At 38.5% G+C, this 13,531-nt stretch carries 7 protein-coding genes; 5 read left to right on the forward strand and 2 right to left on the reverse strand.

Going from position 1 to position 13,531, the window contains the following annotated elements:
• Window positions 1-120 precede the first annotated feature (120 nt).
• Window positions 121-2,730: a hypothetical protein gene (locus CLV96_RS07490; RefSeq protein ID WP_004786451.1), complete on the reverse strand. Its 2,610-nt coding sequence runs from the start codon at window positions 2,728-2,730 to the stop codon at window positions 121-123.
• Window positions 2,731-2,786: 56 nt separating this feature from the next.
• Here CLV96_RS07490 and CLV96_RS07495 point away from each other — a divergent pair, with 56 nt between their 5' ends.
• From CLV96_RS07495 to CLV96_RS07505, 3 genes are all read left to right on the forward strand, one after another.
• Entirely contained in the window at window positions 2,787-6,281 is a 3,495-nt protein-coding gene (locus CLV96_RS07495) for a PAS domain-containing protein (protein WP_004787525.1), read from the forward strand.
• 138 nt (window positions 6,282-6,419) lie between these two features.
• Window positions 6,420-7,355: a family 2A encapsulin nanocompartment shell protein gene (locus CLV96_RS07500; RefSeq protein WP_004784103.1), complete on the forward strand. Its 936-nt coding sequence runs from the start codon at window positions 6,420-6,422 to the stop codon at window positions 7,353-7,355.
• The gene (locus CLV96_RS07505) at window positions 7,342-8,865 is read left to right on the forward strand and encodes a family 2A encapsulin nanocompartment cargo protein cysteine desulfurase (protein ID WP_004785594.1); all 1,524 of its coding nucleotides are present in this window, start codon (window positions 7,342-7,344) and stop codon (window positions 8,863-8,865) included. Before CLV96_RS07500 ends, CLV96_RS07505 begins: the two co-directional genes overlap by 14 nt.
• Before the next feature lies 1 nt (window position 8,866).
• On the opposite strand, the gene epsC is transcribed toward CLV96_RS07505, so the two are convergent.
• Window positions 8,867-9,733 carry a serine O-acetyltransferase EpsC gene (gene epsC / locus CLV96_RS07510; protein WP_004786013.1) on the reverse strand — a complete coding sequence of 289 codons (867 nt, stop codon included), beginning with the start codon at window positions 9,731-9,733 and terminating at the stop codon, window positions 8,867-8,869.
• A gap of 143 nt (window positions 9,734-9,876) precedes the next feature.
• Between epsC and CLV96_RS07515 the strand changes: the two genes are divergently transcribed.
• Window positions 9,877-11,754, forward strand: a complete 1,878-nt coding sequence (locus tag CLV96_RS07515; RefSeq protein WP_040917266.1) for an ABC-F family ATP-binding cassette domain-containing protein — start codon at window positions 9,877-9,879, stop codon at window positions 11,752-11,754.
• A complete protein-coding gene (locus tag CLV96_RS07520) occupies window positions 11,751-13,505 on the forward strand; it encodes a PP2C family protein-serine/threonine phosphatase (protein ID WP_004786820.1) in 1,755 nt (584 codons plus the stop codon). The genes CLV96_RS07515 and CLV96_RS07520 overlap by 4 nt, the downstream gene beginning before the upstream one ends.
• Window positions 13,506-13,531: the final 26 nt, after the last annotated feature.

The following is a 13,531-nucleotide window of genomic DNA, read 5'->3' on the forward strand; positions in this document are numbered from 1 at the left end:
AATAGAATTAAGTATTTTGGACCGATCTCCCAGTGTCGCCTACAATTTGGCTCATTTTGGCCGGAAATGAACAGGATCTAGGGATTTCGTCCAAAAGATTTTACAGTCATTATGTCGCTCTTATTGGACCGTAGCCTGGATCCAAACTCCCTCGTCTCGGTATTTAGAAGGATCTGCAAGGCCAAAGACCGAACCAGAATCCATAACAGGAAGGGTTGGCAGATATCCAATTTTTTTTGTCCCCGAACGAAACCAAAAATGCAACCATTGGTAGTGCCAAGAGTAATCCGACCAAGACTTCCCGATGACACGATCTGTATATACAACCATCCGAGGAACCGTACGATAGTCGATTCTGCGGAATAGTTTTAAAAAAGGAATCTCTTCTAGATTCCCTGAGTCCAATTTACAAGACCAAGAAAGGTTTGTGACTTGATTCATAGAACTAGCGTTTGCTGGGAAATCCCAAAGGTGTAGTCTTTCTTTTTCTTTTAAAATCCTAGAACCTTCGAAATAGGCTGTATCCACAAGATTCATCCCTTTTCCTTCCAGAGAACGCATGTTTTGTGGACATTTCCACGAAAATACACCAAGTGGTTTGTGAGGGTCAGAACTTGGTAGGAGCGAAAAGAAAAATACAATTTGAGTTTCACGTATTTCTTTTTTGAGAGATCGCATTAAACTTGCGCCTGATTCATTTAAATAAATTTGTAATGAATCGTTATCTTTGTTTGCATTCACAAGATCTCTCACGGATTCAATGATTTCTGAATTGTCTGGCCTTTGGGAATGAATGACCTTCCAACTCAGTTGGTTTCTTTTGGATTCCTTGGGATTGAAAGTAAAAAGATAAATCTCTTCTTTGTATGGTAATAAAAGAACCGATGGTAATTTGGCAGATTCTAAGTTCCGAACAGATTCTTCTTCGTTTTTTCTTTGGAATTGGCTTTCGGTTTCTCTGCTATCTGCATAAGTGGAATCAAAAAATTTAGATTCCCTGGCTGTCGAAAATCCAGAGAGGTATTGGAATTGTTTGTCAACAAACTGAATTTGGAACAAAGAATGAGGACTACCTTTTAAACTCCGCGTCCACTTGACGGAATTGTATTTGTAGAGAGAATCCAAAAGCCCCCATACGTCCCCATCATCTCGCAAATGGCTGAGAGCATATTCAAAAAATAAATCCGTTGAAAAAGCAAGTGGTCTATAGTTGCGAATATAATACAAATCTTCATAAAGATTGTTTTGTAGATAATCCGAAACCCCATCACGAATGTTTCCATTCACTGGGCCTTTTTTTCCAGAAGCCGTATGTGCAAAAACAAAACCAAAATTACGAAGAAACTCTGCTGCATAAAAAGCATTTTCTTCATCCAAAATCCCCCTACTCTTTGTTAGTTCAATAGTAGATTTACGAAATTCCTTTCGATAAATTTGGTTATAACCTTGTAAAATGGTGGCGGCATATTCCAACCTCCTCCATTTTTTTTCCTGAGCCATATAGATGATTTCATCTGTCATTCGAGAGGATAACTCAGGATTTTGGTCCATTAACATTTGAGAAATTCTTAGTTTAGGCCAAATATCTGCTTCGCTTAATTTTTCTGGATCTTTGATTTTTTGAAGTGCTTTCAGTGCCGCTTCTGATCCATTCACCTTGTATAAAGATACAGATATTAAATCTTTCACTCCAGTGATGGACATAGGTTCATTCAGAAAAGGATGGTGAATGTCAGTCGACCAATTATTCAAATCGAGTTTTAAATAATAATCTAAAGATTTTTTATAATCTTTTTGAAAATATGCAAGAGCACCTAACTTAACATACACACGATTTAAAATGGATGTTTTTTTTCCTTTGGCTGATCTCAGAAAGTTTAATAGGGATTCTTCTGCTGCGGGATAGTCGCCCAAAAGGATTTGAAAAAATGCCATTCTTTCGTTTGAATTTTCACCAATAGATCCATCTGTGATTTTTTCTAAATCCATCATCATTTTTTGAAAATGAATTCCTTCTCTAACAAAACCAAGAAAGGAAAGTTTGGCAGGAAGATCTTCGTCCACTCGATCCAATAAAGGAATCCATTCCAAATTGGGATCTTCAAAAAAAGGAGAACTAACTCGCATGATGTTCACAAAATGTTTATGCATGTCCTTCTCTTTCCCGGAAGGAAGGTCAATGTAATACTGCAAACGGAAAACGCGGCATAAAGAATAATACGGTTTGTTCTTTTGGCAATCCATTCGGATCATGGATTTTTTTTCATCTTCCCCTGTTTGAAAAAGATTGGTTCGCATATTTTTGGCTAGGTTACGAAAGTAAAGATTGGGTTCTTTTTGAATGTAAGTATCTAGGATTTTGATCGCCTGAACTTCCTCACCTTGCGATTGTTTCCAGAGAGATGTTAGTAAAAAATCGGCAAAAGAATATTCCCCTTTTTTGGTTCTTAAATCATAAAGAATGTTTGCGATCCCCACTTTATCTTTTTTGCGAAGGTAGTACTCCCCTAACATTAGATAGTAATCGATCTCCTGGATCTGGGACATCCCTTCTGGAGTTTTGAATCGAAATTCATCGCGACCATTTAATATTTCTTTTCCCTGGATGAAAAGTTTTGCAGTTGTTCCCGCTACAACCCAACCATGATTTCTTAGGGATTGGCTCATCAAATTTCCAGAAAAAAAGAAGGAAATACCGTAGAGGAAAATAGAAAGTGACAGGCGATTCATCATCGTATCCATTATTCTTTAGGACCAATCGTTTTGGTCAAGTGACATAACAATTCATGGCAGAAAGTTTCAACTACCAATCCATTGTGGAGAGTTTTGACGAATTCCTAATCTACCTAGATCCCTTTTTAGAAATTCAATTTTCACGCACCTCTCCTAATCTCTATCTGCCACCAGATTCCATTTCCGCAGGGAAACATATCAATGACCTTCATATCACTCCAAGAGATGCACTGATCCTTGCCAACCTTTGCCAAGAAACCTTAGCAAGACGAACTCCTTTCCAATTCACAACAACACTTCTAGGAAATCCTTTTCGTATCTCAGGACGATATTTGGAATCCAAAAATATACCTGGGGTGATTTTACGTGGAGAACCAAATTTCAGCATTGAAAATGTGATTTTAGATAGTGGTCCCTATGTCATTTTTCGGTTTAAATTTGATACAGAATTTTTAACAACCTATGTGTCACCGAATGTCTCGCTGAACCTTGGTTATCAGACCGGTGACTTTAAAAAAGGGATGTTAAAACCTGACGACCTCATCCATCCCGAAGATCGAGACAAAGCAATTCAGGAAGAAAAAGACTCCATAAAAAACAAATCGCGGACGTATCAAAGAGAGTTTCGATTCCAAAAACAAGACGGTACATACATTTACGTTTCAGTTTATAGCGTTGTTAGTTATTTTAATTCCATACCTACTGAAAAAATTTCTTATCTCATAGACATCACAGAAAGAAAAGACAAAGAACTAGAAATTCTCAAACAACGAGATGAACTGGCACGGATCAAACTTTTGTTTGAAGAAACCAATGCTGCTGCAAATGTAGGATCCTGGGACGTTGATTTAACAACTAATACACTTTTTTGGGCAAAAGAAACAAAACGAATCCATGAAGTTCCTGATGACTATATTCCTCAATTAAAAACCGCTTTTGAATTTTACCCACTAGAATCCCAAAAACAAATGTTACGAGATGCTTTTGACAAAGCAGTGACTAAAGGGACATCATATGATTTGGTTTTACAAATCAAAACCAAATCAGGAAAACTCAAATGGGCCAGGGCCATTGGACATTCCGTATTTAAAGATGGGAAATGTATTCGAGTTTTCGGTAGTTTTCAGGACATTACAAGAAGTGTAAATTTAGACAAACAAAAAGAAGATGCTCTTTCTAAATTAGAAACCATTTTAGATGCAACCACTCATGTGACTATCATCGGTGCAGATACTACAGGTATCATTACTCACTTCAACAAAGGTGCTGAATACCATTTGCAATACGATGCAGAAGAGGTAGTTGGCAAAACTTCACCAGCTATTTTTCATAGACAGGAAGAAATAGAAGCACGCTCAGCCATTTTATCAAGTGAATTCGGAATTCCCATTGTTGGATTTGATACCTTTATCCACAAGGCAAAGTTAGGTGAGTATGATTCCCATGAGTGGACTTATGTTCGCAAAGACAAAACAGAATTTCCCGTACAGCTCGTAGTTACTGCTACAAAAAACAAAAAAGGTGAAATCACAGGATATCTCGGCATAGGAATTGATATTTCCGCACACAAGGCCACCGAAGAAGCCTTACGTGCCAGCGAAAGTCGTTGGCAATTTGCCCTTGAAGGTTCAGGAGATGGAATTTGGGATTGGAATTCTCAAACGAACAAAGTATTCTTCTCCAACCAGTGGAAAAATATGTTGGGGTATTCGGAAGATGAAATTGGAACTGATATTTCGGAGTGGGAATCAAGAGTCCATCCGGAAGATAAACCCAATTATTTTTCCGACCTAGACAAACATTTTGAAGGGAAAACTGCTGTTTACGTCAACGAACATCGGATGTTGTGCAAAAATGGATCCTACAAATGGATTTTAGATCGTGGGAAAGTAATTGAATGGACGGAAGATGGGAAACCACTCCGAATGATTGGAACCCATACCGATATCACCGAACGTAAGTTACTCGAAAATGCACTTATTGTCGCAAGAGAAAATGCAGAAAAAGCATCTCAAGCAAAATCAGACTTTCTTGCCAATATGAGTCATGAAATCCGAACTCCTCTCAATGGAGTGATTGGTTTCTCAGACTTACTCATGCGGACAGAACTCAATCAAGTACAGAAAAAATATATGGAAACAGTATATCTTTCTGCAAATTCATTGCTCGATCTCATCAACGATATTTTAGATTTTTCTAAAATTGAATCGGGAAAAATGGAACTATATAAGGAGAGAATCAATATTTATGAATTACTCCACCAGATTGCGGAGATCGTCAAACACAAAGCATACGAAAAAGGATTAGAACTAATCCTAAACATATCGCCGAAAGTTCCAAGGAATATCTTTGTCGATTCTCTCAGACTCAGACAAATCCTTTTGAACTTAATTGGAAACGCACTTAAGTTTACTTTAAAAGGCGAAATCCAAATCAAAATTTCTGCAGAACCCAAAGACAACAATGAATATGAATTTCTCTTTGAAGTGATTGATACTGGAATTGGAATTAGTCCCGAAAACCAAGATAAAATCTTTGAAGTGTTTTCTCAAGCAGATACATCCACAACAAGACAATTCGGTGGAACAGGCCTTGGGCTTTCTATCTCCAGTAAATTATTAAATCTCTTCGACTCTAAGATGCAATTAGAATCAGAAAGAGACAAAGGATCTCGTTTTTATTTTAAACTTACAACTCTTGCTGATAATGAAAGAAATACAGAACCAGAATTAGGGCAAATCAAATCCGTTATGGTCTTAGATGATAATGAAACGAATTTGTATGTAATTCATGAAATGTTAAATTACAAAGGGATTCGTGTAGATGGATTTCGGTCACCAAAGGAAGCACTGGAAGTCATTCGTTCCGGCACTTTTTATGATGTCATCATTTCCGATTTTAATATGCCAGAAATGAATGGTTTAGATTTTATTGAGAATCTTTTAAAAACCATCGAATCAAATAAGCTAAAAAAACCTTATTTGTCTCTTCACACATCTTCCAATGATGAAAATATTTACAAAAGATGTAAAGATCTTGGAGTACAATCAATTCTATTAAAACCCATCCAAACAAATATTTTATATGAAAGTTTAGAAAAATTGGTTTCTGGAAAAAACCCAGAAGTAGTCACACCTAATTATGAGCCGGTCCATCCCATCCATACAAACGAAAAGATGAAGGTTATGATTGTGGAAGACAATCCTGTGAATATGATGTTAACCAAGGCGATTGTCCAAAAATCATTGCCAGGTACCATCATCATCGAAGCAGAAAACGGAGCACTTGCCGTGGAGAATTTTATACAAACTGAACCACAACTCATTTTTATGGATGTACAAATGCCAGAGATGAATGGATACGATGCCACAAAAGCCATTCGTAAATTGGAAAATGGGAAGTCTGTTCCCATCATTGCTCTCACCGCCGGTACTCTGTCAGGTGAAGAAGAACGTTGCCTAGAGTGTGGAATGAACGATTATATTTCCAAACCCGTTGTATTAAAAACCATCGCTGAAAAGATGAAACATTGGCTTCAAATCGGATAATCCGCTAGCGAGATGGACGATTTGTACAATATATCACACAAAACTTAATCCTATTTTCATACACGCCACTGATTCTCGTATTCGGACTGTAGCGATGATTCAACCATTAAAGATCCATTTCCGAAAAAGAGGTCATTTATGGCAGAACAAACCCAACACGCTTTGGGAGATTTAGCCGCACGCCAACTGGCAAATACGGTCAAAACAAATGCACAATACGGTGCAATCACTCCACGTTTTTTAGTTAGGTTACTTGATTGGAAACCTTTAGAAGCAGGGGTTCTCCGAGTCAACCGCGTTAAATCCAATACGCAAGTGGATGTACTTTGCGGACAAAAAGGAGAACAAGAACTTCCAGAAACTTTTGTTAACTACGAAGAAAAACCTCGTGAATACACTCTTAGTTTAATTTCCACAATCCTTGATGTACAAACCAGAGTTTCTGATTTATACAGTTCCCCACATGAACAAATCAATGAACAACTAAGACTAGCCATTGAAAGTGTAAAAGAAAAACAAGAATTGGAACTCATCAATAATGAGGATTATGGATTGTTAAAAAATGTTCCACCTCACCAAAGAATTAGCACTCGCAAAGGACCTCCTACCCCTGATGATTTGGATGATTTAATCACAAAAGTTTGGAAAGAACCGTCATTCTTTTTAGCACACCCACTTGCAATTGCTGCTTTCGGTCGTGAATGTACAAGAAGAGGTGTTCCACCGGCCACAGTGACTCTGTTTGGTGCACAATTTCTAACTTGGAGAGGACTACCACTCATTCCTACCGACAAACTTCTTGTGAATGGTGAAACAAATCCAAAGTCAGCTGTAGGAACTTCTAGTATTTTACTCTTAAGAGTTGGTGAAAAAAAACAAGGGGTTGTGGGTTTATATCAATCCAACCTACCAGGGGAACAAACTCCGGGACTGTCTGTTCGTTTTATGGGAATTAACCGATCAGCAATTGGATCCTATTTGATTTCTCTCTACTGCTCAGCAGCCATACTCACTGACGATGCGATTGCTGCACTCGACAATGTAGATGTAGGAAATTATTATGAATACAAATGATCCGAGTTTTTTAAAACTAAAACCGGACTCGTTCATCAATGGTTCCCCGTCGTTGTTTCCTGATGAAAAAACATTAGAAAAAATGGCGAAGGAAATGTTTGGAGTTTTGCAATCGTTTGGTGGAATTAACGTTCCCACAGTGGGTTTTCCATCCAATGACTTAACTTCGCAAAATTTACCAAAAGAGTCCTTACCTTACTTAGAAGACTTAAAATTAACAGATACAGGTTTTTCCTATTCTGATTTTCAGTCTTTCCCAAGTATCGGCTTATCTCAGTCAGGTGGTGGGAACCTCGCATCGGCAAGGAGAGATTTTCCGATCCTAACGGAAACAGTCAATGGGAAACCCTTGGTTTGGCTCGACAATGCGGCTACCACACAAAAACCAACTTCGGTGATCGAAAGATTATCTCATTTTTATTTACATGAGAATTCCAATATCCATCGTGCAGCCCATACTCTTGCGGCAAGGTCCACCGATGCTTATGAAAAAGCTAGGTCACTTGTCCAAGGGTTTATTGGAGCTGGGAGCGTAGAAGAAATTGTTTTTGTCAGAGGGACCACAGAAGGAATCAATCTCCTTTCAAATATTTTATCTGACAAACACATCCAATCGGGTGATGAAATTCTCATCACACATTTGGAACACCACGCAAACATTGTTCCTTGGCAAATGGTTTGTGCCAAAAAAGGCGCAAAGTTACGAGTCGCTCCTGTCGATGATTCAGGACAAATCATTCTAGGCGAATACGAACGTTTGTTAAATTCCAAAACAAAGATTGTGTCCATCACACACGTTTCGAATGCTTTAGGAACAGTGGTTCCCGTAGAGGAGATGACAAAGTCTGCGCATAAAGTAGGAGCCCTTGTGATTGTGGATGGAGCTCAGTCTGTGTCCCATATGCCTCTGAATGTTCAGGAGATAGATTGCGACTTCTTTGTGTTTAGTGGCCACAAACTTTTTGCTCCGACGGGCATTGGTGTGGTTTACGGAAAAAAATCCATTCTCGACAGTTTGCCTCCTTGGCAAGGTGGAGGGAATATGATCAAAGATGTCAACTTTGATCACACTACCTTCCAAAAAGCACCGTTTCGTTTTGAAGCAGGAACCGGTAACATTGCTGATGCGGTAGGACTCGGAGCTGCCATCGAATATCTGAACAAGTTTGGAATGAATCAAATTGCAACCTTCGAACATGATTTATTGGAATATGGCACCAAAGAATTGTTAAAGGTTCCAGGACTCCATTTGATTGGAACAGCGAAAGATAAAGCTGGTGTGTTGTCCTTTGTCATTGATGGATTCAAAACAGAAGAGATTGGAAAAAAATTAGCCGAAGAAGGAATTGCTGTGCGTGCCGGCCACCACTGTGCCCAACCAATCTTAAGAAGATTTGGATTGGAATCAACAGTGAGACCTTCTCTTGCTTTTTACAATTCTTGTGAAGACATTGATGCACTCATCCGGGTGTTGTACGGGTTAGGAAGTCGCAATCGTTTCGGTCTTTAGTTCAAATGGTGAAATCCAAACCTTGGATTTCATTTGCACTTCGGACTCGCACTTCTGATTTCTGATACACAACGGAATAAGGAGGAATGCTTTGGGTAATCCAAGCATTCCCTCCGATGATGGATTGTTTCCCAATCACCGTTTCCCCACCGAGGATGGTGGCACCTGCATAAATCACAACACCCTCTTCAATCGTAGGATGACGTTTTTGTTTCGCCAAAGACTTGTTCACTGATAATGCACCCAGTGTGACACCTTGGTAAATTTTTACATTGTCGGCAATATGCGTGGTTTCTCCGATCACAATTCCTGTTCCATGATCCATAAAAAAAGCTCTTCCAATTTCCGCACCGGGATGGATGTCAATTCCTGTCGCTTCATGTGCCACACGGGATAACAATTTTGGGAAGATAGGCAAAGATGACTTAAAAAAATAATTAGCAACTCGGTGAACAGCACCAGCGTAAAACCCTGAATAGGCGAGGATCACCTCATGAATACTTTCTGCAGCAGGATCTCCCAAAAAAGCAGCTTCAGCGTCTTCCCACATCCATTGGTAGAGGCCAGGAAGTTTGGCGATGAAGTTATGCAAAATATCATCCAAAGGAACTATCCTTCCGAACTCCCTCTCCGCATACGCAGAGTAAGGTTCTAGTAAATTTTTCCAACGAATGCGAAAGAGTTCCAACTGGTCAATGATTTGGTCTTTAGAAATAAAGTTACGTTCTGAATGGTATCCAGAAAATAAAATAGAAAACAATTCTTCCAAAAAACGACTGGCCACTTGTTTGCCACCAACCACTGTTTCTGGGATGGATTGCCGACTGAGAATCGAATTATAAAATTCATCTTGTCCATTCGATAACATATTACCCAATAAGTTCTCAATTGGAAATAGGGAGAATGCGAAAAAACAGAAGGTCTTAAAATCCAAGACAAAGTCGATAAATCAGATGTACATTCATGACAAAATATTGAATGAGATTGTCCGAATGACCCCATTTCCATCTCATGGACATTGTGCTAGTCTCTGTATCCAAACTTTCCAAAACCATCGGCGAAAAAAAACTTTTTTCGAATCTTGATTTTTCTATCAGCGAAGGAGAAAAACTCGCCATTGTAGGAATCAATGGATCGGGGAAGTCCACTCTCCTTCGTGCTCTTCTTGGAAAAGAAGAAACAGATTCCGGACAAATTATAAAAAACAATAATCTAAAAATTTCGATCCTCGATCAAAATCCCGTCTTTGATCCCAAAGAAACCATCCTCGATCATATTTATAAAGGAGATAACAAACTAGTCAAAACCATCCGTCGTTATGAAGACATTTGTGAACAAATGAGTGAAGGTGTAGAAGGTTTAGATGATGAGTTCACGAACGCCTCACAAGAGATGGATAGACTTTCTGCTTGGGATTACGAACAACAAATCAAGTCCATTTTACGAGAATTAGGTGTTGAAAAGTTAGAAAGAAAAATGTCTGAATTGTCTGGTGGGATGCTTAAAAAAGTAGAACTTGCTAAATCCCTCATTGATGAAAGTAATTTACTGATCTTAGATGAACCAACAAACCATTTGGACGTAAAATCCATTTTATGGTTAGAAGATTATTTGGCAGGACTTGACAAAGCCATCTTACTCATCACTCACGATCGTTATTTTTTAGATCGAATTGTAACCAAAATTTTAGAACTCGACCGTGGTAGTCACTTTGTTTATGAGGGGAACTATTCCGTTTATTTAGAACGAAAAGTGGAAAGAGAAGAAACCCTTCAAAAACAAGAAGATAAAATAAAACAATTCCTCAAACAAGAAGTGAAATGGTTAAAACGCCAACCGAAAGCACGATCCACAAAACAAAAAGCCAGGATTGATCGCGCCAGTGATCTCCAAAATAGAGAAAAACGAGAATTACAAAAAGATTTAGAACTGAGTGTTGCTGCCAAACGCCAAGGGAAAACCATTTTAGAAATTCATAATCTGAAAAAAGGAATCGCCGACCGACTGCTCATTAATGATTTCACATATACTTTCAAAGCCAAAGAAAGACTTGGGATCATTGGACCAAACGGAATTGGCAAGTCCACACTATTAAATTTAATGGCTGGTCGCATTACACCTGATAGCGGATTTATCAAACCAGGAATGAATACAAAAGTTGGATATTTCGACCAAACCAGTTCCGAACTTCCGCTAGAAAGAAATGTACTCGATTATATCAAAGATGTTGCCGGAGAAATGATAGAAACCGAATCAGGTGAGAAAATTTCTGCCTCAAAAATGTTGGAACGATTTCTCTTTGATGGAAAATTACAATACACACCCATCGCCAAACTATCTGGAGGTGAAAGACGCCGTCTTTTTCTTGTTCAGATCTTAATGACAGGACCAAACTTTCTCATCTTAGATGAACCAACCAATGATTTGGACATCCAAACTCTTTCTGTATTAGAATCATTTTTAGATGAATTTCCGGGAACCGTTGTGATTGTATCTCATGACCGATATTTCCTCGACCGGACAGCGGAGAGCCTTCTCATTTTTAGAAAAGAAGGAAAACTAGATCATTACATTGGAACTTTTTCTTCATTTTTAGAAACTGATTCTTTAGAATTAGAAAACGAACAAAGTTCCCCAAAACCAAAAGAAACTCCGCAAGTGACAGTAGTATCGGACAAACCACAAAAATCCAAACAAGACCAAAAAAAACTTTCTAAATTAGAATCAGAAATTGCCAAACTAGAATCATCAAAACAAGAATTAGAAAAGAAATTGAGTACATTCGCAAATGATCATACAGAACTTCAGAAAATATCTGAAGAAATCCAAAAGATAGAAACGGAAATTCTTTACAAAATGGAGGAATGGGAAATGCTTCAATCCGAATGAAGACTGTCCTATATACAAGAATTTTTATTTGGACACCCATCATCTTTATTGGGTACTTCATCTCAGCACAAATTGGATTTAAAATTGCCTTCTTAAATAGCCAAGTTTCTCCTGTTTGGCCCCCGGAAGGAGTGGGCCTTGCTTCTCTTCTCTTACTTGGGCCTGTTGCCCTGCCAGGAATTTATTTAGGGGCAACCCTTGCCAATTTTTTCAACAATCCACACCTGCAGACTGCCTTTATTATAGGGATTGGAAATACACTTAGTAGTTTGATTAACTATCGAATCATCAAACGAGTCACAGAAAAAAGTGATCCCATCTACTCCACAAAGGACTTAATTTATTTCCTAAGCATCGGAACCTTTCCTGGATCTTTTGTGAGCACCATTATGGGTGTTACTAGTTTATGGTATTGGGATTTTTTATCGAGTGAATTGTATTTCAACGTATTCTTCACTTGGTTTTCGGGAGAGATGCTCGGTTTTCTCATTGTTGCGCCCTTGTTATATGTTTGGTTTCATCCCAAAGCAAAATTAAGGTTAGAACTTCGCAAACAAATTGAGCTTCTACTTTGGATCATTTTAGTTTATATTTCTGGGTCAATTGCCTTTAGCGATGAATGGCCCCTACTCTTTTTGCCAATTCCTTTCGTGATTGTCACAAGCATACGGTTTCGTCAATTTGGAGCCACACTCTCCACAGTAGTCCTCGCATTTACAGCCGTTACACTAACAATCGACGGGAAAGGTGTTTTTGCACGAAGAGATGCAAGTGGCCTCTCGATCAATGACTCACTTATCTTTTTGGATGCGTTTTTGTTTTGTATCAGTGGGATCGCCTACTTCCTTGTCACTGCCACAAGAGAAAGGGAAAGAGCACAACTTGCATCTTTAAAATCATTACAGGTATTAAATGAACTGAAAGAAAAAGCCAATGAAGAATTAGAACAAAAAGTTCTAGAAAGAACAGCCGTGATTGAAGAACAAAGAACAGAAATTGAAAAACAATTGGATATGGCAAAACGGATTCAAGAATCCCTTTTTCCTCAAAAAGTAGTCTTACCACAAGGTGTTGATATCCTTTTTAAAAATATTCCTATGATGAAAGTGGGAGGGGATTTGTATGATATTGTTTGGAAACCAGAAAAACAAGAGTTAGGTGTTTTTATTTGTGATATTTCAGGACATGGAATTCCTGCGGCACTACTCAGTGCACTTGTAAAAACATCACTAGAAAAATGGAAACAAGACCCTGTTGGTCTAAAAGATAATTTAGAATCCATTCGCCACCAAATCATCCCCAACCTGCGGGAACATTTTGTAACGGCAAGTCTTCTCCACCTTCATACAGATACGGGTTCTCTTACGTTTGCTAGGGCGGGCCATTTTCCTCTATTTATCATTCGTAAATCGGGAGCTCTCGTGAGTTTGAAACCAATGGGAAGGATCATCACTCCCATTTTTGATATCCTTGCAGAAGAAGAAAGATTCCAATTGGAAACGGGTGATTTGATTGTAATGCTCACCGATGGACTCACCGAGGCTAGAGAACCCAATTCATTACAAATGTTTGGAGAAGAAAGACTCCTCCATTTAATTCGCGATATACGAAGCCTTCCTCTCTTTGAAATCCAAGACCAAGTTTTCCAATCGGTCATCCAACTTTCGGGAGGAATCACTGCCATCCAAGATGATTTGACCCTTGGACTCATTCGTTATTCCGGTATTACAGAAGAAATGACAAAGGTTTAATTCTTTAGTATTCTTAAACCTTTGAC

The sequence above is a fragment of the Leptospira meyeri genome, assembly GCF_004368965.1.
GTDB classification, from domain to species: Bacteria; Spirochaetota; Leptospiria; order Leptospirales; family Leptospiraceae; genus Leptospira_A; species Leptospira_A meyeri.